The following is a 22,746-nucleotide window of genomic DNA, read 5'->3' as shown; positions in this document are numbered from 1 at the left end:
GAGGTGGTGGGTCCTCGTGTCCGTCCCGGCCGGGCACCGTAGGCGAGCGGTAAGGCGGCGGCGCCCTCGTCGTGGCTGGTGAGTGCTACCGTCCCGCAGCCCCGCCCGCCACCTGCATAAAAGCGGACGGCTGTCCGGCAAACTACCCCAGCCCCGGAGCCTGCAAGCAGATAAGCCTGCGGCAGGGCGGGATCTCGTCGATCAACGCAGACAGGCGGACGGCGGCCCATTCCACCGGCGTTATCGGGAGTTCGTCGGAGGACGCGTCGGCCCGACGCCGGTTTCGCCTCGCCCCTAGCCCGGGGCTTTCACGCCGGTGATCGTCTGGTGGGTGTGTCGGAAATGGGAAAGTGCTCCTGAGCTGGGAGGATCGGGTTTGTCGAGGACCTGATCCATCCATCACCAAAGAGCACCTTCATGGTGCAGAGTACCGGTGTCTACCCGTCTGTCCGTGTGGACGTCGCCGGGCGGGGTGTCGTGTCGTCGGCGGGCGGGGTGCTGCTGACCGAGACGGTGTGGGTGTCCGGGCTGGGACGGGAGCTGTCGGCCGGGCTGTCGGGGTGGCGGTCGCCGCTGGCGACGCACGACCCGGCGAAGGTGCTGCTTGATCTGGCGGTGTCGCTGGCGTTGGGCGGGGACTGCCTCGCGGACGTCGCGCTGCTGCGTGCCGAGCCGGAGCTGTTCGGGCTGGTGGCCTCGGACCCGACGGTGTCACGGACCATCGACCGGCTCGCCGACGACGTGGACCGGGTGCTCGCCGCGGTCGACCGGGCCAGAGCGATCGCGCGTGGCCGGGTGTGGTCGGTGGCGGGTCGCCGTGCGCCAGACCACGCGGTGTCGGCGGATGACCCGCTGGTGGTGGATCTGGATGCCACTCTGGTCACGGCCCATTCCGAGAAGGAACAGGCCCGGCCGACGTTCAAGCGGGGATATGGCTTCCACCCGTTGTGGGCGTTCATCGACCACGGTCAGGCTGGTGGCGGGGAGCCGGCGGCGGTGCTGCTGCGCGCGGGTAACGCCGGGTCGAACACGGCCGCCGACCACATCACGGTCGCCAACAGAGCACTCGGCCAGCTGCCCAGGCGGCTGCGCCGGTCCCGGACGGTGCTCATCCGTGCGGACTCGGCGGGCGGCACGCACGCCTTCGTCGACTGGCTGCACCGGCGCCGGGTGGGCTACTCGGTCGGGTTCACCCTGCCCGAGGGCGCCGCCCAGCTGATCGACAGGCTCCCCGCGGCGGCGTGGACGCCGGCCTACGACGCCGACCGCAAGCCCCGCCCCGGCGCGTTCGTCGCCGAACTGACCGGCCTGATGGACCTGACCGGCTGGCCACCGGGAATGCGGGTCATCGCCCGCAAGGAACGCCCACATCCCGGCGCCCAGCTACGGATCACCGACGTCGACGGGAACCGGATCACCGCGTTCGCGACGAACACCGTCCGCGGCCAGCTCGCCGACCTCGAACTACGCCACCGCCGCCGCGCCCGCTGCGAGGACCGGATCCGCGGCGCGAAAGACACCGGCCTGACCAACCTGCCCCTGCACGACTTCGCGTCCAACCAGATCTGGTGCGCCCTCGTCGCGCTCGCCCTCGACCTGACCGCCTGGACCCAGCTACTCGCCCTGCCCGATCACCCTGCGAGGCGGTGGGAGCCGAAACGGCTGCGCCACCGGCTGTTCTGGCTAGCAGGACGGCTCGCCCGGCACGCCCGCCAGACCGTGCTGCACCTCGCGGCCCATCACCCCTGGGCCCCGCTGGCCGTCCAGGCGATCAACACGCTGCGCGCGCTGCCCGCCCCGGGATAACCCGGGCCACCGACCTCCCACACCGCCGACCAGGAGAAACACCGTTCCGGACGTGGACCGGACACCCACCCCGCACGACAACGGGGCACCCGGCCACGGCCGCACCCAGCCCGACCGGCAAAACTCAACATCAACAACGGCGGGAGGACAGCCCCTGATCACGCCTGACCGAGGCACGAAAGATCTGGGCTAGTCCTCATGATGACGTCGGGTGTCGCCCCGCGCACGCCGATCGGGGCACGGCGGACGTGGTCCTCGTCCGCCGTCCGGGTCAGGACAGTCCCGGAGTTGACCCCACTGCCTGCGTCGCGAGGTGTTCTGAAGGCGGAGCTCCGAGACACTGTGGTCGCGGGTTACGGCTCGCACTCCGGGTGAATGGCGACCTCGCGCTGGCGCCGCTCCTCGGCGAGGGCGGGTAAGCGTACCGCTCACAACGCAGGGAACGAACGTCGCCAGCTCGCCCGCTCCGGAGGCGAACTTTTACTAAATGGCGAGATTGAGGTCGAGGTCGGTTCGTGGCGATGTCTGCGGAGTCTGAAGATCGGTTCAGTTGGTGCGCGGGCGCTCTTCGGGCAGCTTCGAGCAGAGACAAGTCGGCGATCACCCGTGTGGGGCGTCGACACGACGACCATCGGACCTGAGCCCGTCGGGCTGGATGCATCCGGGGAGCTGCAGCGCTTCTGATCTGGGCGAGCGGGCTCAGCCCGGCGAGAGGACTGGTGACGTGAGCCCGTCACCGGTGGTCCATTTCGGTCTTCTGCAGTGTCGGTGGGTCATCTTCGCGGAGTGGACTGGGCTGATCGCTTGCGGTCGTTATGCTGAGACCCCGTGGTGGTCGCCGACGGGAGCGATGGGCGATGGCGCAGTCAGGTGGCGGGCAGTCGGAATGGCAGCAGCGACGCGCCGCGGCTGCACGGTCTGAGCGGGAGGCCGCGCAGCAACGTAGACGCGAATCGGCTGCGGAAGCGAAGCGGGAAGCGCAAGAGAAGCGTGACCGGGATCAGGCCCAGCGTCAGCAGTCCGTGGACAACGACAACGCTGCTGCGGCCGCTCATATCGCTGAGCTGGGCAGGAACCTTTTGCTCAACGGCTTAGGGTCACCCGTCTTCACTGTGGCCGCGCTGGAGATCGTAGCGGAGCAGTCCGTCTTTCGGCCGGGACAACTTGCGGTCGCCGGCACGCCGCCGGAGTGGGAGGACTACGAGCCTCCCACTCCTGGTCGGGCCAGTCGCCTGGTGGGCGGGTCGGGTCGATACCAGCGGGAACTCGACGCGGCCCGAGCCCAGTGGGAAGCCGACACCGCCGAGTTCCAGCGGGCCGAAGCCGACCGGCTCCGGGAGCTCGATGCTGCTCGTGCCAGACACGATCAGCAGGCATCCGCGGCCCACGACCGTGTCGCGGCGCACAACGCCCGCCTCGCAGCGCAGTGGGCGGCGTGTATGGAGGGTGACCCAGAAGCAGTCGAGTGGTTCGTCGGCCAGGCGCTTGCCTCTACCACCTACCCTGACGGCTTTCCTGTAACGAGGAAGATCGCCTACCGGCCCCAGGAACACGACATCGTCATCGAGATCGAGTTCCCGCGACGGTCCGTCATCCCCGAGGTCCGGGAGCATAAGTTGTTCAAGACAGCTCCCGAGGTCAGGCCTGTAAAATGGAAAGAGCCTGAGGTTAAGAAGCTTTATGCGCAGCTCGTCGCCTGGATGACGCTGCGGATAGTCCATGAGGTTTTCGAGGCCACGAAGGCGCTCGATCTCGTCGATGTGGTTGTCTTCAACGGTACCGTCATTGACGTTGCCCCCACGACCGGCAAGGACACCCTCTACCATCTGGTCAGCCTCGAACCCGAACGGCCCTTGTTCGAAGCGAGCCTTGAACTTGATCGCGTCACCGACCCGATCGGATGCCTGCGTGAACTGGGCGCGAAAGTCTCGCCCAATCCTTACGACTTGGAGGCCGTGAAACCCGTTGTGACGTTCGACCTCCGTCGGTTCAGGCTCGCCAACGACGCGACCGAGCTAGCCGATCTCGAATCCCGGCCGAACCTCATGCAACTCACCCCACATGACTTCGAAAGACTCATCGAGAAGCTGCTCAAGGCCATGGGCATCGAAGCGTACCGAACCGTCGACTCGCGCGACGACGGCATCGATGTCGTCGCGACCAAAGACGACATCATCTTCGGGGGCGTCTGTCTCGTCCAAGCCAAACGCACTAAGAACAGAGTCGAGCTCGGAACAGTGCAAGCAGTCGCCGGATCGATGAACGACCACAATGCTGCCACGGGAATGGTCGTCACCACTTCCTGGTACGGCCCATCGAGCATCGCGTTTGCCAAACGTAACCGCATCACCCTCATTAAAGGCGCAGAACTGAAACACATGATTAAGAGATACCTCGACCTCGACGTCATCCCTGGAGTCGTCGAACCTCGACGAGGGCGCGGGACGGAAAGCGCCTGACGCGGTGGAGACGGTCGCCTCGGATGCGCTTCCGCGCATGGAGCGCGGTCTACTGAGGACCAGCGCGCGGTCGTTGCTCCGTTCGGACTCTGCGGGCGGCGCTCTCCTGGTCAGGGCTCGTCTCAGTCCGCGTCACCGACAGCACCAGGGCGACGGCCACACCGGAGACCGGCATGCCGCAGATTGCGGGTCGCCCTAGGATCAAGCGCCTCGCTGGCCTCGTCGAAACCGCGCGGTGAGATGATCTGCTTATGGCCAACGGGGGCCGGCCCGACGACGAGCCGCGCTGGGACGTGTTCGTTTCCTACGCATCGGAGGACGGTGGCTGGGCAGAGTGGATTGCCTGGCAGCTTGAGGATGCCGGCTATTCAGTGTTCCTGCGGGCCTGGGACGTCCTGCCGGCCGACCACTGGTTCCGCCTGACCGACGATGCCATCCGCGGAGCACGGCTGACGGTCGCGGTCGTGTCGGAGGCGTATCACCGGTCGCCCCTACGGGGCGCAGAGTGGCAGGCCGTCTTCGTTGGCGACGGCCTCGGCCAAGTCCGGCCACTCCTTCCGGTCCGGATCACGAACCTGCCTCTGGCCGGGCTGATGGCACCGCTGGACCCTGTAGACCTGTTCGAACTTGAGGCACCGCAGGCCATCAACGAGCTGCTGGACGCAACCCGGGGTGCTGTGGCGCCCGGCCGGACTTGGCCCGAGGCGGCGCCGTTGCCGCCGGGAGCACGACGCCCGGCGGGGGCAGCCGGGTTTCCAGGCCGGGCCTGGCTGCGCAATTTCCCGGTCGTCGAGCCGCTGTCGGCGCCATATCTCCGGGCGGACGAGGATGACGGGCCATTGGCCGCAATGGGCGCCCGTAGGGGACTTGTCCCCTTCCAGGGTCGCGATGAACTCGACGCGCTGCTGGATTGGTGTATGCACCTGCCTACCGACACGTCTAGGCCGCGGCTGCGGATCGTGACCGGACCAGGCGGATCAGGCAAGACCCATCTGCTCGCCGAGCTGACGGCGCGGCTCGCCGCGGCCGGATGGTACGCCGGGTTCCTAAGGGACGGCCTCTCAGGCGACAGCCTCGACTGGCTGTCGACACTGACCGGCCCGGTCGCCGTTGCAGGCGACTACGCCGAGGCAGCCCGGCCGGAGGACATCGTCGCGGCGGTCCGCGTTCTGGAACTGCGCAAGGGCGGGCCGACCTGCCTGATCCTCGGCGCCCGCGCGGTCTCTGGCTGGTGGACCGATGACCTCAGGCCGGCGCTGCGTCGCGCTGGCATCTCGACCGGCGTCGTGGCCGATGAACTACCGGTTCACCATCCCAGTGCGGCTCGGGTGTTCCGTCGCGCCCGCGCCGCGTTCGCCCGCGACGCGGGTGAACGAAATCCGATCTCCGGGCTGCCCGAGCCTCCGATAGCGGGTGGCTGGACGACGCTGGACCTGGTCATGTTCGCGTGGCTGGACATCCACCACCCTGGTCGCAGGCCGACTGCGAAGGCCGAACTGTACGAGGAGATTCTCGGCCACGAGTTCGACTATTGGACCCGTGCATACGAGGCCCAATTCGGCGGTCGCAGGCCGCCTCGGGCCGTACTCCGGGCAGCCGGCGCTGCGGTGACGCTGTTGGCTCCGCACCCGAGTCGTCTTCCCGCCCTTCTGCGCCACGCTGATGGCCTGGCCGACGACGATCGGTTCCGCAGCGAGGTCGTCGAGATCCTTACCCGGGTTCTGCCTGTCGATCCGGCAGGCGTGACGATCGCGCTGCGCCCCGACCCGGTCGGTGATCACCTCGTCGTCGCCGGCTACGCGAACGACCCGAACGTGCTCGTCGGCTGGTTGACCGAGGCCAACGACCAGGAACGTCTCCACGCCTGTGTTGCCTTCGCCCGCGCCGCGACGAGCGGCGCCGACAGGACGACAGTCGCCGGCCTCGCGCGTCTCGTGGTCGACCAGGTATCCGGCCTCTGGCAGCAGGCCTTGACCGTGGCCCGTGCCCAGGGCGGGCCGTGGTTGGACGCACTGCTGGCGCTCGCACAGCGACCGGACTCGCCGCTTCCGCTGCAGCTACTCGCCAGCGACATTCCCCCGGGCCATACGACATTGCGGTCGCTTGCGCTCGCCGTCGCGGACCGCCTCGTGCCCACCTCTCCCGAAGGGACCTCGGCCAGCGGCGAACCAGCGACGGCAGAACGAGCCGACGCGCTGCGGATCCTCGCGGTACGGCTCGCCGACGACGGCCGATACGCGGAAGCGCTGGCTGCGGCGCGCAACGCGGTCAACGACTTCCGCCAGCTCGCCGCCGGAGATCTGCAGGCTCATGGGCGCGGTCTAGCCTCCGCGCTGACCAATCTCGCCAGCTTGCTCTCAGAATCCAATGACCGGACGCACGCCACGGTCGTCGCGCTGGAGGCGGTCGCGTTGTACCGGTCGCTTGCCGAAACCGGCGAAGCCGCAGCGAAGGTCGGCCTGGCCATCGCGCTGAACAACCTCGGTCACCACCTGATGGAGGCCGGTGATCGCGAGAAGGCTGTGGCAGCCGCACGTGAGGCCGTCGAGATGTTGCGGGAGCTCGTCACGCTAGACCCCGCCCTCGAGGGCACCCTCGCGACAGCGCTGGCCACGCTCTCGCTTCAGCTCCTCATCGCGGGCGAACACGATCAAGCACTTGCACGTGGGTGGGACGCCGTGGGTCTCCTCAGTCCGCTAGTCGATGTGGACCCGGCCGCCCATATCCCAGCTCTGACAGACCTGCTGATGACGCTGACCCGCGTGTTCCTCGAAACTGGCGACCGCGCGAAGGCAGTCCTGGCCGCCCGCGACGCGGTAAATCTGAGCAGACAACTCCACACGTTCCACCCGGCCGCATGTCGCGACGTTCTGGCCCGATCGCTGGACGCCCTCGCGAACGCACAGCTACTCGCGGGCGATCGGACGTCAGCGGTGGCAGCCGCCCGCGAAGCGGTCGCGCTACGTCGTCCGAGCGCGGGCACCGAGTCTGCAGCCGAGCCGGGACTGGCCGTCGCGCTCAGCAACCTTGCCGCCTGCCTGTCCAGGGCTGGGAAACGCGACGAAGCGGTGGAAGCGGGCCGCGAGGCGGTCGACATCAATCGGGAACTGAGCGGTTCCAACCCTGGCGCCCATCGAGACGACCTCGCGACATCGTTGAGTAACCACGCCATCCAGCTTCTCGATGCTGGTGACAAACGGCAGGCGCTGACCGTCGCACAGGAGGCGGTCGAACTCCTTCGGAGAACTCTCAACCCCACGTCCTCCGTCATCTTGGGACGGGCGCTAAGTAACCTCGGTACCGCAGCCGCCGCGAAAGGAGACCGGGTGCTGGCCCTGGCAGCGGCACGGGAATCCGTCGAGATCCTCGAAGGCGTCACCGCCGCTCATCCTGGGGCCTATCTGCCGAATCTCTCGGATGCGCTACACAATCTGGCTAACCGGCTCGCGGAAGCCGGTGATTACCTTGAGGCCCTGGAAACCGGCCGCCGGGCCGTCGAACTACGGCAGGCTCTGGCCCGAGCTGAGCCTGATGTGTTTCTGCCCGAGTTCGCCGGATCGCTCACCGACTATGCGAGCAGGCTCTCGGAGGTCGGTGAGCGTACGGAAGCCATGTCCGTCGCTCGTGACGCCACGCAGATATGGCACCAGTTGGCTGCCCGCGACCCGGACGCCTTCCTGTTCAACCTCGCCCGGTCCTTGCACAACCTCACCCATCGACTCGCAGACGCCGGCCATCCGGACGAAGCCTTCGCGGCAGCGTCCGAAGCCGTCGAACACTTCCGCCGCCTACGCGAAAGCAACCCTGCCGCGTTTGAGCCGTATCTCGCCGGCTCGTTAAGCGCATTCGCACAGACACTGTCCGCGGCCGGCCAGCACCCCAGCGCCCTGGAGGTCGCCGGCGAGGCCGTCGACCTGCGACGACGCCAGACGGACACCCAGCCAGGTCTGCCCACGCCAGACCTCGCTGCGGCGCTGAACGATCTCGCTGTAGCGCTCACGAGAGCAGACAAGAAACCCGAGGCGCTGCCCGTCGCACGCGAGACAGTAGAGATTTATCGCACGCTCGTCGCCGATAACCGGACCCTCTGGTTGCCTAACCTGGCAGGGAGTCTGAGCAACCTCGCCCCTTTACTAGTCACGGTCAGCGAAGCAGAAGAAGCTCAAAACGTCGCGCGTGAGTCCGTGAATATTTACCGAGAAATCGTCAAGGTTCGACCGGAGATGTTCGTTCCGGTGCTGGCGGGGGCTCTGAACAACCTTGCCTACGTGCTGCGCGCGACGGGTGACCTCTCCGAGGCGCTGGCTGCGGCCAAAGAAGCTGTCCAGATCTACCGGCAGCTGGCCGAGACAAACTCGGCCCTATTCCTCTCGGACTTGACGACGTCGCTCACAAACCTCGCTGACGCGCTCTCGGCCCAAGGCGATGTGGACGCTGCGCACGCCTTGTTCGAACTCGATCCCGGCAGCCCGCTAGCCGAACAGCCTGCAGCAACCGGCTACCTGCACGCGGCTCGCGCATCCTGGCGGGCCGGTGCGGGAGATATCGACGGGGCACTCGACGACCTTGTGGTCGCCGCGCGAAGGATCGACGACAGCCCCGCGTCCACTGTCGTCACGCAGGGCCGCCGCCTCGTACGCACAGCCATCGGATTCGTCCTGAACGTCGACAGCGACCTTGCAGCACCATACGCCGAACGACTACCCGCCTGGGCAACACTTCGGGCTCGCGAGGACACCATCGACGCGATCCGAGCCTGGGCAGCAGTTGGCAGCTGGAACGAACGCGAACAGATCCTGGCCGCGGCAGCTCCGCTCCTCACACAGCCCGACCGGCGCAACGAAGTCGCCGTCCTCGCCGTCATCAACCCTGAACACCAGCCGATCCAGAATCTGGCCGCTATGCTCGACGAGATCGTCGCTGATGGCCTAGACGCCGTACTGCAACGCTACGGCGAGGCCGCCGCCTTCAAGGAGCTCCTCGAAGGCTGGCTCAACGCGCCGACCTGGGCCGATTCACGCGACTACCTAACCGCCCATCCTGAGCTGACGACCGATCCCAGAACACACGCGACCCTTGTGGCCAATGCCGCCAAAAACCCAGTGGCGGCGCAGCACCTCGGCATCCTCAACCTGCTGGCGAACCGCACCACAGACGACGTCTTCGACATCGTCATCGACCCAACGGTCGCGATTGACGAAGCGACGGACGCCGCCACCATCGGCGACGCCGCCACCCTCAGCCATCTAAGGGCCGCCGCGCCCGCCATCGACCAGGCACCCTTCAGCGGACCGTTCCTCGCCGGCATTCAGGCTCTACTGACCGGCGATCCATCCAACGCCGTGACAGCAATCACATCGGCCATCTCACAGGGCACTGCTCTCCAGCGTGGCGCGGCCACCGCCCGCCTGCGTCGTCTCCGGCGGACCCGCCCTGACCAAGTCATTGACCAGCTCATCACACTTATGGAGTCAGCGGCCTAGAAATGCCGCCGGTGACCACGACAACAACCGACCATTCAGCGCGCCAAGACCAGACCCGGCCGCCACCGGAGGAAGGCGTAGCCGACAGCGGGCAGTCAAAGTCGTCGTTGAGGTCGGCCATTCACGGTAAGGTCGCCATCCAAGAGGGGCAAGACGTGGCCCGGGACTGGCGCCTTGGCCTCTACCAGCGGCTCGTCTGTTCCAGCCTCGGCGAAGGGAACGTCCGTGTGCCCGAGGAGCCGGATCAACTCCTCGCGTAGACCGGTCTGAAGGGGAGTGCCATCCTCGCCGAAAGAATCGAGTTCGTCCGAGAGCAGTTCCCGACCGCTCTTCTCGTGGATGACCGTGACCTTGAGGATCCCGCTGTGGTCATATCGAAACTTCACGATGACCGCGTTGGCCTCCGGATCGGCTTCCCGCCGCGGCAACGTTACCTGCAGGTTGCTCAACGGGAAGGCGCGGTCGCTGTCGGCCGGGAAACCCGCCTCGCCCTCGACAATCTCGATATTGAGCGCATACGCGTGGGGCCGGTTTGGTACGAAGCGCATCTCGCCGAGCGCGACCAGGGTGCGGTTGCGCCCGATGATGGGCTTGAAGCCTCTCCGAGGGCCAGCGTCGAAGGCGGTGCCGAGATCGTAGTTCGTCACGAGAGCGAACTGGCCATGCTGGTCAGGGTCGTCGAGTGCGGCCCCGTAGATAGCCGCGCCTCGCGCCACCGCCGTCATCGGATGGCACAGCTCGGCGGGAACGATGCTCTCCGGTGAGAGCACCTTCCCGACAGCCTCGCGCGCCTCGGGGATCTGCGACGTGCCACCGATCATCAGGACAGCGTCGATCTTGTCGGAGCCGATGCCGGTGTCCTCTAGGCATTGGTACAGCGGCTCCATCGCCCTTGTGATCAGCGGAGTGACGGCGTCGATGTACTCGGCGCGTGCCACCGTCAAGCTGACTCCGCGTGCGGGCAGGTCGAAGGCCAGCTCGCTGGCGTCCGGCTGCGAAAGGGCGATCTTCGTAAGTTCAACCTCACGCCGCCAGCGCGCGCGCTCCACCTTCGACAGATTCTCCGGGGTCTGTCCGAGTTTCGTGATGAAGATCCGCGCCAACGCTTCGTCGAACTCCAGGCCGCCCAGGGCCGCGATGCCGCGTGAGGACCGCTCCTCGAAGAACTTGCCGTCGTACTCGAGGACCGTGACGTCGATGGTGCCCCCGCCCCAGTCGAAGATGAGCAGGCGGCCCTCGATCGCGATGTCGTGGACGTAGGAGACGGCCGCAGCGGTCGGCTCATTAAGCAGCGCCTTGACCCTGATGCCCGCGAGCCGGGCGGCGGCCCGGGTGCGGTACCGGGCACCGCCAGTGGCGTTCGCCGGCACGGTCACCACCGCCTCGTCGAGCTCGAGGAAGCTGCGGCCCGCAGCCAGTTTCATCTCCGCGAAGAGCGAGGCTGCCGCGGCAGTGCTGCGGAACGGCTCACCGCCCAGCCAGATGTTGTGCTCCTCCAGTCGCGGCGTTCCGTCGTCGACCTGCTGGCTGCCCGCCGATCTCGTCCCCAGCATGCGCTTTACAGCATCTACCGGCTCGCTGCCGACGGTCTTCGCGGCCCAGCCGAAGCACAGCGTGCGCTGGAGCGGGCGTATCCCGAGCACCGACGGGAACAGGTCCTCGAACTCGGGCTGGCGCCACTGCGCGGGGACCTGCCCGCTGTCGACCGGCACGATCTCGACGTCCTGGCCGTTGGAGCGGGCCAGGACCGAGTTGCTCGTCCCGAAATCGATGCCGAAGGTCACGGGGCCTCCTCCCGTCCGGTCGTTGCTGCTTCGTCCACAGTCGTCGGCTCGTCGGTGTCCGTCCGACGGGGTGTCCGGTGCGCGCGGGAGGAGCGGCCGTGGAGTTTGCCCCCTGGGGGTGATGCTTCGTCGGGCGCCGTGCGGATCCAGCCACGTTCGATGGTGTGCCCGGTCTCGGCGTCGACGTATGCGGGGCTGACGAGTTCGTACCGTTGCCCCTGCTTGGGCGCCTCAGAGGAGCCGGTGGCGGTCTCGACGAGGTTGAACGACGAGACGTCGGCCAGGTCTGAGATCCTGCGGAGCCCGGCACGTTCGAGCTCCTGCTCGATGCGGGTCCGCAGTTCGGTCAGGCTTCCCGCGTGTGCTGCGGCACGGTCGATGACGACCAGTTGCGCCAGGTGGCGATCTCGCGCCCGCATGCCGTCGATCACGCCGGACCGCACCGCGTCGGCGATCTGACGACTCGTGGTCTGGATTGCTCGCGTTAGACCTTCGGCGTCCGCGCCCGTGCCCAGCGCGGCGTCGGCGACCGCGCTCAGCCTCTCGTCCAGCCGGGGCTCCACAGTTGCCAGAACGGAGGTGAGAAGAGCACGGGCGTCGAAGGTTCCCGGTTCGAACCGGGGGTGGCCGACGCCGACTCGGACGACGATTTGCGGTTCTCGCTTGTTGTGGTTGTCCGGGCGCCCCTTGTCTGGGGACTTCGCCTTGCCTTTGGTCGGCCGGCCCTTCTTGGGCATGTTCCAGGCATTTCCCTTGGAGGCGCCGTTCACCGGTTGTCATCCTCTGACGTGAGGTCGTCGTTGATGTCGGCCAGGACCGGCAACCCTGCATGGTGGCGGGCCGCGTTGATGAGGCCTATGGCGGCTTGATCCATGGAGAACGCCTTCTGCTCGGCTGTCGCCGGCGGGTTCCGTCGCGGCATCGGCTGGGCACCGCGTGCTGCGGGCACCGCACCTGCCGGTGGGTCCTGCCAGCGCTGTTGGTTTAGCGGGACGAGGAACGGTCCGGACGCTGCGTGACCACGCTCCATGGCCTGAACGGCGTCCTTGGCCTCGTTGACTAGCGCCTCGCCGTCTTCATCGAGCTCACGGCGCAGAGTGCGCCAGGCGCTTCTCCAGACGTCGGTGGGCGCCTGGTCCGGCACGCCGAGGACTAGGTAGGGATTGAGCACATGCCCGGACTCCAGACCGGAGTTGAGCGTGCGCAGCACCGACCGGTTGTGTTCCAGGCTTCGGCGGGCCGACGACGACAACCTGTCTTCCGGCAGATGTCGGCTGTCGAGTCCCGGGCTAATCTCCTCGAGTGCCTCCGTCGCGTGCTGCCCGCTGCGGTCCTTTCGCATGAGGAGGTAGGCCGCGATGTTGCGGGCCTCCCAACCGGCGGGTGACGGCACGGCGCGGTGCTGGATCGCCTGCACACGTACCTGTTCGAAGAGCCTGGCAGCGTTCATGGCGTTGCCGCGGATTTCGTAATGGTGGGCGCCCCGGAGCCCGCGCAGCATCCGCCGCACGCTGATCCAGGAGCCGAATCCGTGGTCCTGGCCGGTCTGGCTCTGGGCCTGGCCCGGCGTCAGCCGCTCGAGCATCGGCCAGAGCCAGGTCTGGCCGACGAGGGTCGACGGGACCCGGCGGGTTGCCTTCACCCGGTCCAGGTCGTCGAGCAGGCTGAGCTGGACGGGCTCCAGTCCACGCCGGTCCTTGAGAACGGTTACGTCACCATCTCTGACCCGGTGCCAAAAGTCGCGACGTGCCTGCTCGTCGGTCCAGCCGAGTTCCGACAGATCGTCGTCCGTGACGTCGCCTGGACGGAGTCGTGCCATCAGGTAGAGCCGGCGGGCTCCGTACATCGGAACTGCCTGGGCTCCAAGCCGCCGGGTCTCGATGAGGTCATCGACAAGCGGCTCCGGTAGATACGTGGCGAGCGCGCGCTGCTCGGCTGAGCTGATTAGCAGGTGATGGTGGAGCCGCTCGTAGCTGACATAGCGTTGCCAGACAGTGTCAGCAGTGCGCAGAACGGGGGCGGCACGGTCGGAGAGGTCGTCGTGCGCACTGCCCAGGGTGGGGATGCTGCCTCCAACCAGCTCCGATGCTCGCGAGGCCTCCAGTTCCGGGAGCAGGCCGGGGATCGACGGGAATGCGTCCACTAGAAGTCGCATCGCGGTAACCGGTGGTAGTGGGCTGACTGCGTCGACTGCGAGGCGTGCCAACTCGTGGGCGGAAGCATCGGCGTGCCGGTGAACCAGCGTGTCGGCTGGATATCCGGCGCTTCTGACAGCCGCGGCCAGTGCAGTGGCCGCATGGGACGCGGCATCCCAGACCGACCGCGACGTGAAGCCGTCAGGTATCGCGGGTGTCTGTGGGTCGTTGCGCCGGGCCTGAAGATCGCGGCGACGTTGCAGCTCTCGTCGGAGTGCCTCCTCGCGGGAGGTCGACGCGGGAGCTGGCTCGGCGTGGGAGAACAGAGGCCCGGTCGTCACTCGCCCTCCGCGAACTCGACCAGCGTGCTCGTGACTGCGCCGGGTGTCCGGTCGAGTCTGAACGCGTCCACGAACGCGACACGGGTAGCCACCCCTGTGGTGTAGACGTAGTCGCGCAGCTTTTCCAGCCGGGGCGCCAGCGGAACTCGGCCGCTCCAGCGAGCCAACCCGGATGCGGCAGCCGATCCGGCGAGCGCGCCACCGGACTCGAGCGGATGCTTCACGACAACCACGACGGGCTCTTCTGACAGGTCGCCGTCGGCGACCGCGATCGGCCCATGCGGTGTGTCCCGCATTGTGATGTGCAGGCTAGAGCGGTCCTGCGCCCACTTGTCCAGCAGCCGAGCATGCACCTCGAGGTCAGTCTCGAGCGTTCCGCTCCGTAGACCTCCGAGGAGGTCGTCCGCGAGCCTCCAGTCGAACAACGGATGTAGCCGCATGTTCGAATAATCCCGGAGGCATCGGTAGCAGGAACCGCGGCAGGTGTCGGCGTGGTCCGCTCGGAGTTCGGCGACATACCTGTCGACGGCCTGGAGGAAGTCGTCGATGTGATCAACGGAACCCAGGTGCGTGCTGAACCCGGCGCCGTTCTCCAGGGTGTCGGCCAGGTAGGCGAAGACCGGCGAGGGCGCTGAGGCCGAGCCGTGTATGCCGGCGCTCAGTTCGTCCGGCTGCACGTCGAGGTAGGGTGCGGCGGCGCGGCGCAGCAGCGCGGACAGCGAGTACCAGGCTGCGCGCCGGCCGTGATGACTTTCCCGGAAGCCGTCCACCTGTCGATAGGGGGCCATGTCGAACCGCAGGCCGCGGGCGGGGTCGAGTGCGGCACGGGCGCCGACGAACATCATGTCGGTGTGCTCGACCGCCCCCAGCGCCGTCTCCACGTCCGCGGGTGCCGACGGGTCGCGGACGACCACGTAGCCGCCCCAACCGGTCGTCGTGTCGCGTCGGAACCGGAACAGCCGGCCGCTATTCGGGTTGACGGTGTGCCGGTCGCCGGTGCCGCAGTGCACGACGAGCCAGTCGTCGACGGCCCGCGCGACGCGAGGAGCGTCCCGTTCGAGATCGGTCGCCGTACGTGAACTCGTCGCACCGCTGATCCCATCGCGAATGCCGTCGTAATCGCGAGGCGTGCCGGCGCGGAAGCCGAGCGGCTCGCGGACGGGAAACGCCGTGTAGTTCCGCTCGGAAGCGCCGCAGGCCGGGCAGGTCTCCGGCTTAGGAGCATCGCCCAGGACCTGGATATGCGCGCAGAGTCGGCACATCGCGACCTTGGTCTCCGTGCCGAGCGGCTCGTCGACCGCCGCCGGCCGGAAGCCGCCCGGCGCGAACGACGCGATGCCGTTCGACTGGTACCAGCGACCGTCGCGGGGAGTCTCAGCGCCGGGAGCAAACTTGCTGAGGGCCACCGCGAGGCCCCGGTCGATGGCGCCCTCTGGCGGCCACGGGAAGCTGTTTGTGGGGCGCCTCGTGTAGAGAAGCCGGACACGGGTCGGGAAGCCGAACATCGGCAAGAGGCCTCGTTCGGCGAGCCGCTGGCTGAGGTCGACGTGACCTGTTGCTGTCGCGGCCTCGGTGTCGACCTCGGCGAGCAGTTGCCGGACGCAGCTGTCCGGATCGATCGAGGCGACCGGCTCGGGCGTGCCGGCCAGCAGCGCCTGCGCCGCGGACGCGATGTCGTCCCCGTGGCTGTCGACCCAGCGGCCCACGAAGCCGCGGTGCGCTGTCCACTCGGCCGCTAGGCCGAACTCGCCATGCACATTGCGTGTGAGGTCCGGCTCGTCGTCCGAGCCCGTGGACTGGGCGGCGAGCGCGGCGAACGCCTGCCGCAGCACCTCGCCGAGCAGGACCCGCTTGAAGATCGAGGGCATGTTCAGCGCGAGGTAGGGCGGCGGGGTTGGAGCGTTCGTGATCTCGTCGGGATGTGCGAAGTAGTGCTCATCGTGGCTGCGACCGCGGCAGACGGTGATGGCGCTCGCGGTCGGGCTGGCGCGCCGGCCGGCCCGGCCCACCCGCTGCTGGTAGTTGAACCGGGTAGGCGGCATGTTCGCGAGCATCACGGTGTTCAGCGCGCCGACGTCGACGCCGGCCTCCATGGTCGTTGTCACCGACAGCACCTCGATACCGTCGGCGATGGCCACGTCCTGATCGCCGAGGAAGACGTCCTGAAAGCCGGCCTGTCGGGACTGAGCGTCAATTCGATCGGTCTGTCCGGTGAGCTCGGCGGCGCGCAGCGGGAAGTCGCCGGTGCGAGTACGTGCCTTCCATGCGTAATAGTCGTCGTCCGTGCCGCCGAACGGCCGGGCCTCGGTGGGCAGGGGCGACAGGCAGCGCGTGCACGCTCCGCCGCCGCGATGCAGGTGGGGACGCCGGCAGGTCGGACAGATCCAAGCCCGGCCATCCCCGAGACGAAGCGCCACCTGGGCAGGATCGACGCAGTACTGGACGACGGCCGCTCCCCAGACAGCGAGGACCCGGGCCTGGATGGACTCGGCGTCGGTATCGAGGTTTCGCGCGACCTGCTTCCAGTATCGGTCCAGCGCGCCCGGAGGCTTTTCCGAAGCAGCCCGCTGCCCCGTGAACCGGCGCATCTGCCCAAGGATCCGCAGACTCGCGCGCGCGATGGCCGTGTCAGTGTCCGTAGGAAGGTCGAGAGGCTGTCGGTCGCCCGTCACGCATAGCCAGCCGAGTCCCAGCGACTCGAAGTCACGGCCGGTGGCGCCGAAAAGCCCTTCGATGAGCTCCTCGCCGAGTCTGCCATCGAGCTGGTCGAGGAACTCAAGTTGCGGCTGGGTCAGCCCTGCGCGCAGCTGGCGACCGTGCTGCCAGTCGAACAGCGCGGTCCAGCGTGCCCCGTCCCGCTCCTGCAGGGACGCGGCCGGGCCGCCTGGGTTCGTCGCGGGGCCGTCGGTGCCGAGTAGAAGTCCGCGCAGGTCGAATCGTAGATCCGCCAAGGATGGCAGTCGGCCGAGTACTTTCTCGATTTCGGGCAGCCGATCGGGCTCGGCGTCGATGTCGTCGGTAAGGATCGCCTTCAGCATCGTGACCTCGCGGGGATGCCGCTCGGTCAGCCGGCGCAGGGCAGCCCGCACCTGGTCCCGGTCCACCGATTCTTTACGGTAGTGGGCCTTGACCAATTGCAGGTCCGTATGGGGGTCGCCCTGGGCGGCAACGGCCTCGGCCGCGCGGAGGCGGAGTAGGTCCTGGTAGTGGCGCAGAGCAAGACCGCTCGCGAGTTCGGAGGCGTCGTCACGGCTGTCTGAGAAGGCGATGATCTTGCGCTGGTCCGCGGGGAGATGACCAAGCGCCTCGGTTGTGATCACCTGGTTGACCTTCTCGAAGCCGGTCCGCATCCGACGGATCGGCGCGGTCCGCAGCCGGACCGGGTCATCGATGCCAATCGGTTCGAACGCACCCGTGCGTGGATTGCGCTTGCGATGGGTCTCCCAGTCGGCTGCGCACGCCGGGCAACGGGCCGGAAACGCATGCAGATCCTGCAGCGTCGCGGCTGGCAGTCCGTCCTTCGGCTGGACGGGGACCGCGTGGAAGGACCAACCGGTGAAGCCCGGCTTGACGTTGGCCAGGCGCCCGGTCGAAGGCTGGTAGCTGCTCCGCCGGAACTGGAAGCTGACGGTTGCACCCTTGTTCGCCAGCGATCCTGTCCACTCATTGTTGTCAAGCCTGGTCGCGCTCTCGGGCCGAGGCCAGTAGACGACGTAGTTGCCGGCGTTCGGTGTCGCGGACCCCTCATCCGGTAACTGGTCGAAGTCGGGAAAATCGGTGTGCAGGAAGTCGCGGAACGATGTCTTCCCGAGCTTCGCGGGGACGGCGAACCCGCCTAGGAACAGGTCGCCACAGTTCTGGCAGAAGAGCAGCTCGAGGACCCGCGACCCGCAGCTGCATCGTGGCGTCGGCTGGCGGAACAACCGGCCCACTCGCCGGCGTGCCGAGCGCGCGACGGGCACATCGGGGCAGTCGGGGTCCGAGCAGGCCCAGAAGCCGTCGATGTTCCGGAAGAACATGTGTGCCCGGATCTTGGGCAGGCCCGAAGTATTCGCAACGCCGAGGGCGCGCAGCAGCCCGTGGAGTGCGACCGTCCGACGCCTCGCGTCCGTCACATCGGGGAACAGGCGATCTGCGGCGTTCGTCAGCGCGATGGCCGTCGGCTCTCCAGCTGGCGCCAACGTCCGCGCGAGCGCGTCCGCCCCGGCTGTGCCGACGAGAAGCGCGGAGGCCCCAGCCGGGTCGAGCTCCCCGTCCGCCGCCGCCTCGAGGCTTGCCACATCGCTAGACAGGTCGACGACCTCCTGTCCGGAGCCCGGCCGCGGTCTCGGCAGAACCAGCTCACCGGGCACGACGAGGTGCCGCCCACGGGGCAACGCGAAGAATGCCTCGACGAAGTCGTCATCGCGCCCAGCCTTCAGCGACGCGGAGGCGGCCAGCACCCGCAGCTTTTCCGGCGCCTCGTCGAGGCCCAGTCGGTGCCGCAGCTTACGCAGCAGGTAGGCGACTTCGGTCCCTGCCGTGCCGCGGTACATGTGCAGCTCGTCGAGGATCAGCGTGAACCGCGCACCCGGGGTGGTGGCCAGCCAGCGCCGGGTCGACTCGAAGATCTCGGCCTCCTGCCTGCGCAGGAGCATGATGTTGAGCATCGAATAGTTGGTGACCAGGATGTCCGGCGCGGCGCGCTGCATGTCCCATCGGGCGTGCATCTCCGCGCCCCCGACCCTCGCGATGAAGTCGTGCGCCTTTCCGCGAAGACGGTCCTGACGGTCCGCGAGCTGGCTCAGGTAGCCACGTAGTCGTTCCGTGGCCGGCTTTGATGTGGGCTGGCCCGGGACGGGTGTCGCGCCGGTGTACCGGCCGAAATAGAAGCGGTGACCGGCCCGGTGGCGGTCCAGCCAGTCACGGGCCGGATCACTATCGAACGCGTGCCGTAGCCGTACGAGCTGATCGTCGGCGAGCGCGTTCGTCGGGTACAGGATGAGCGCGCGCATCGCCGGACGATGACCGGCCTCGTTCTGCCGACTCGGCGTGTAGGCGGCGCCCGGACCTCTGGTCCACCAGGCCGGTTGCCGCGCGCCGCGCCCGCCCCAGCTCGCAGACTCCGCGATGAGGTCCGCGAGGACGGGCAGTAAAAACGTCTCGGTCTTGCCGGAGCCGGTGCCGGCTGTGACGACGACGTCCCGCCCGTCCCGGCAGGCAGCGACCAGCGCGTCATGCTGGTGCTGGTAAAGGGTGTCCACATCGTCCGGCAGTGCAAATCGCGCGAAATCTGCCGCCTCGGGATGGGCGCCGGCGACCCGGAACGACTCCGATAGTGGATGGTCGTACAGGGCGTACTGCGGACGCAGCTCAAGGAGCGGCTCACGCCAGGCGCCACCGTCCTTGTCGAGCAACGCCCGCCGTTCGGCGGTGACAGACGCATCCTCCAGAGCGAACGGCGTCTCGTAGTACCGCAGATAGGTCTCGCGCAGGGCTTTGAACGAACCGACCACATCCCGCGCCAGCCCGCCGCCTGGTCGCTGCCCCTCGCCGGTCATCCGGGATCCCTTCTCGACACTTCGGAGAGGCGCTGCCGCAGGGACGTCGCGATCCTTTCGCCGACCGGCAGCGGCACATTGTCATACGAGACTGTCCTCGCGGTGCCATCGACCCGCGGCCGCAGCCCGCTGCAGAGGACGGCTGCCCTCGCGTGCAGCGGCGGCAGCGGCGCGGCGCGGTCATGGGTCAGACAGCCGATCAGCGAACGACCGGCTCCGGGTTCCGCGGCCCAGCGCAGCACGGAGATCCGATCCGCGAGCTCCAAGTACACCCCGACCTCGTGCTCGACCGTCCGCCAGGCACCGCCGCGGCGTACCTGAGTGAGACGGCTCCAGTCGGCGCTGCGCCATCGATAGAGGCCGTCGGCACTGTAGAGAGCTGTCGGCTCGTATCGGCCGTCGGCGAGCGAGAAGCGCTGGACTGTGAAGGCGTTGTCCGAAGCCGGCGGCGCCGCGAGGGGACCTTCTTCAACCTCTTGCAGCAGCCCTGCCAGCTGGAGTGCGGCACACGGCGTGAACGCACAACCCAGTCGACGAGCGTCGTCGGGAAGCCAGGCCGGGTCCTCGTAACGCAGCACAACGGTGTCAGGTACCGGGATCTCGCCGGACATGGCCGGATTGGCCACCCGGATCAGGGTCGCCCAGGACTCCGCGTCGGTCAGCCCCCGGTCGAAGGATGCTGTCCGCCGCCCGACGACGACGGCTAGGCCGTCGGAGTACGGCAGCCGGGTCAGCACGGAGGGCGCGACCGACCACCGGTCTCGATGCCAGTCAACGTCGAGATGGCCGAGCGCAGCGAGATCCCGCACCCACCGGGACTCGGCGCCGGGCGCGCAGTCAACGCCGCGGCCCAGCGCGGCCCTCCTCACCGAGGTGCGCAGGTCGCGTAGCCGTCCGGACCCGAGCTCGCTCACCCACCGCAGCAACAGATCGCCGACCGACAGCGCGTATGTCCCGCTGGTCATTCCGCCGTCTCCCTGTTCAGCTTCTCGGCCAGCCGCACGTAGCACTGCCACCGAGGGTCAGCGGACCCGTCGGCCGCGCCGAGAACCGTCTGTGCCCAGATCCGGTTGCCCGCGGAGGGCGGAAACGCGGGTTCGGTCGGCTGAACGGGTTCGGCTCGCCACGCGCCTTCGCGCAGCTGCAGGATCCAGCCGCCGCCGACGGGAACAGTCACCTCGAAGCAGGTCGAGGCGGACGACGGCGGGCCCAGCCGGGACCACCACGCCGGGACATCCGGCTCGCTTATCTGCCAGACGCGGCCATCACCGGAGACGAAGCGGGTCTCCTGCGCTCCGCGCCGACACAGTGCGATGCGTGGACTAGGGGACCTGTCGGCGGAGTCCTGGGCATCGGCCAGCCAGGCGCCTCGCAGTACGGGCTCCCCGGCGGGGACGACGGTCGGGTAGCTATGCGCGGCCGGGAAGCCGACGACGTCTGCGGGTTCGGCCACGTCGGGAGCGCCTTCGGCCGTGTCGAACGTCAGCTCGGCATCCTCGACAACGATGACATGGCGCCCGGCTGGCAGGCTACGGCCGCGTAGGGGGACCGGAGCAATCCATCCATCGTCGGCGGGCGCCAGAACCAGACGGTCGCTGTCAAGGAGGATCTCGACCTCCGCCTCACGGGCGCCCTCGGAAGGCCGCCGGTCCGCAACGACCAGCTCCGGCTCGCCGCCGACCAGGTAGAGGTGCTTGCCGAGGTCCGGTGCCAGCCGCAGACCGCCTTCCAAAGTTGACCGGAACCGCAGAACCGGCGCTGCGGCCAACAGGGGCCCCTGCACTCCGCGGATCGCCTGTCGCAAGGTCAGCGCGTCGTCGAAGCGCACCCCGTGATGGAGAGTCCACCCCGCGGGTACCCAGGCGAGACGCCCCGCAGCCTTGGCTCGTCCCGGCGCCGCCGCCTTGTTCAGGACCTCCTCGACATCGCGCGCCGCCTCGGGCGCGGCCAAGATCATATACTCGTTGCCGGGAACGAAACGATCCACACTGCTCAGGCAATCGAGCGCCTCGTTCTCGGTGAGAAGGACCAGCGGCGACGCTGGCCGGCTCAGGGCGAGCGCATCCCCAATTAGACATACTCCCGCGCGCAGCGACCCGCCGTCCGGCGCGGGAAATCCACGCACCTCGTAGTACTCGGTGTCCGCGATTCGATGCAGCCGAACACCGTCCGGGAGGTCGTACCGGTCCGTATCTTGGCGCGGCACGCGGGCGAGCCAGGTCAGTTCCCGGTTCTCGAACCGGACGACGAGGTCCGCCGTGGGAAAGCCTTGGCGGCGCTGGGCTGGAGAGCCATCCCAGGTGCTCGCGAACTGGTCCAGGAGCCGCTCGACGACGGGTCGGGTCTCCTCGTCTTCGACGGCCAGACGGAAGTCCCGAGAGAACCGGTCATACTGGTCCCACAGGAGCGCGGCGCTGACGATGACCGAACCCGGCTGGGGCCAGGCTCCATTGCCCCGCCGGAGCAGGGTCTCGAAGAGCCGGGGCAGCAACTGCCGGTCGGAGCCGCGCAAGACCGCCTGGGACAGGGCGTAGCCGATCCTCGACTGGTTGACCGGCAGGTAGTCGCGCATCGGGATCGTGCACAGACCACGGGAGGTCCCCCAGCTGAGCTGCCACCCGGCGAGGGCTTCCCACATGTCGACCAGTGCTTTGTAGTCGTCCGACGTCAGGGCTCCTTCCTGCCCAGCCAGCATCGTCGAGAAGTGGTAGTGGTAGTTGGTCTTGCGGCGGACGCCATCATTCGCCATCCGGGTCGCGGCGATGACCGCGCAGGCGAGCAACGGCAGGACGGGCGGGGCGGCCTCTTGCCGTGCGTGAGTGCTTACCAGTGCCTCGACGACCCAGTACGGTCTCGCGGAGTTGGGACGGACCACCCGCCGGACCGCTTCGACCAGTGGTGTCTCCAGCCCCCATTCGTCCTGGATCGCTGCCGCCTCGTCGTCGTCGACATACAGAATCACCGGCTGGTCGGCCCAGTCCAGGTTGAAGAATGTCTCCTCGAGGACGATCTGCCATTCGAGGTAGCGTGCGGAATCCATCGCCCGGTGACCGGTTCCTTCCCCCGTGTGGCTCCGCCGATAGGGCCAACGATCCATCGTACGGTTTCGTCGCTGCGGCTCCGTTGTCGGGGGTGGACTGGCGGTCGGCTTTGGGTACAGCGTCAGTCTGCAGTGGTTGTTCGGTGGGAACACTTCAG

General features: G+C 68.0%; 9 protein-coding genes. 3 read left to right on the top strand and 6 right to left on the bottom strand.

The genetic code is table 11. The features are described 5' to 3' along the window. Positions 1–417: 417 nt before the first annotated feature. From FRADC12_RS05760 to FRADC12_RS05750, 3 genes are all read left to right on the top strand, one after another. Complete coding sequence (locus tag FRADC12_RS05760; RefSeq protein WP_045875852.1) at positions 418–1,806, top strand: IS1380 family transposase; 1,389 nt, start codon at positions 418–420, stop codon at positions 1,804–1,806. Positions 1,807–2,828: 1,022 nt separating this feature from the next. Next, positions 2,829–4,265 carry a restriction endonuclease gene (locus FRADC12_RS32860; RefSeq protein ID WP_052710716.1) on the top strand — a complete coding sequence of 479 codons (1,437 nt, stop codon included), beginning with the start codon at positions 2,829–2,831 and terminating at the stop codon, positions 4,263–4,265. Positions 4,266–4,516: 251 nt separating this feature from the next. After that, entirely contained in the window at positions 4,517–9,748 is a 5,232-nt protein-coding gene (locus FRADC12_RS05750; protein ID WP_045875851.1) for a tetratricopeptide repeat protein, read from the top strand. A 95-nt stretch (positions 9,749–9,843) separates the two neighbouring features. Here FRADC12_RS05750 and FRADC12_RS05745 read toward each other — a convergent pair whose 3' ends face one another. From FRADC12_RS05745 to FRADC12_RS05720, 6 genes are all read right to left on the bottom strand, one after another. After that, the gene (locus FRADC12_RS05745) at positions 9,844–11,532 is read right to left on the bottom strand and encodes an Hsp70 family protein (protein ID WP_052710715.1); all 1,689 of its coding nucleotides are present in this window, start codon (positions 11,530–11,532) and stop codon (positions 9,844–9,846) included. Beyond that, positions 11,529–12,302, bottom strand: a complete 774-nt coding sequence (locus FRADC12_RS32010; protein ID WP_045875850.1) for a hypothetical protein — start codon at positions 12,300–12,302, stop codon at positions 11,529–11,531. Before FRADC12_RS32010 ends, FRADC12_RS05745 begins: the two co-directional genes overlap by 4 nt. Next, on the bottom strand, positions 12,299–13,675 hold the full coding sequence (locus tag FRADC12_RS05735) for a hypothetical protein (protein ID WP_045875849.1): 1,377 nt from the start codon (positions 13,673–13,675) through the stop codon (positions 12,299–12,301). Before FRADC12_RS05735 ends, FRADC12_RS32010 begins: the two co-directional genes overlap by 4 nt. Positions 13,676–14,004: 329 nt before the next feature. Beyond that, positions 14,005–19,548, bottom strand: coding sequence for a DEAD/DEAH box helicase (locus FRADC12_RS05730; RefSeq protein ID WP_045875848.1), 5,544 nt, complete (start codon positions 19,546–19,548; stop codon positions 14,005–14,007). Continuing rightward, on the bottom strand, positions 19,545–20,513 hold the full coding sequence (locus FRADC12_RS05725; protein WP_045875847.1) for a hypothetical protein: 969 nt from the start codon (positions 20,511–20,513) through the stop codon (positions 19,545–19,547). The genes FRADC12_RS05730 and FRADC12_RS05725 overlap by 4 nt, the downstream gene beginning before the upstream one ends. After that, on the bottom strand, positions 20,510–22,588 hold the full coding sequence (locus tag FRADC12_RS05720; protein WP_045875846.1) for a hypothetical protein: 2,079 nt from the start codon (positions 22,586–22,588) through the stop codon (positions 20,510–20,512). Before FRADC12_RS05720 ends, FRADC12_RS05725 begins: the two co-directional genes overlap by 4 nt. Positions 22,589–22,746: the final 158 nt, after the last annotated feature.

Origin of the sequence: Pseudofrankia sp. DC12 (assembly GCF_000966285.1) — a bacterium.
Classification (GTDB): domain Bacteria; phylum Actinomycetota; class Actinomycetes; order Frankiales; family Frankiaceae; genus Pseudofrankia.
The sequence above is the reverse complement of the archived record's forward strand: the minus strand, read 5'-3'. Positions and strand labels throughout refer to the sequence as shown.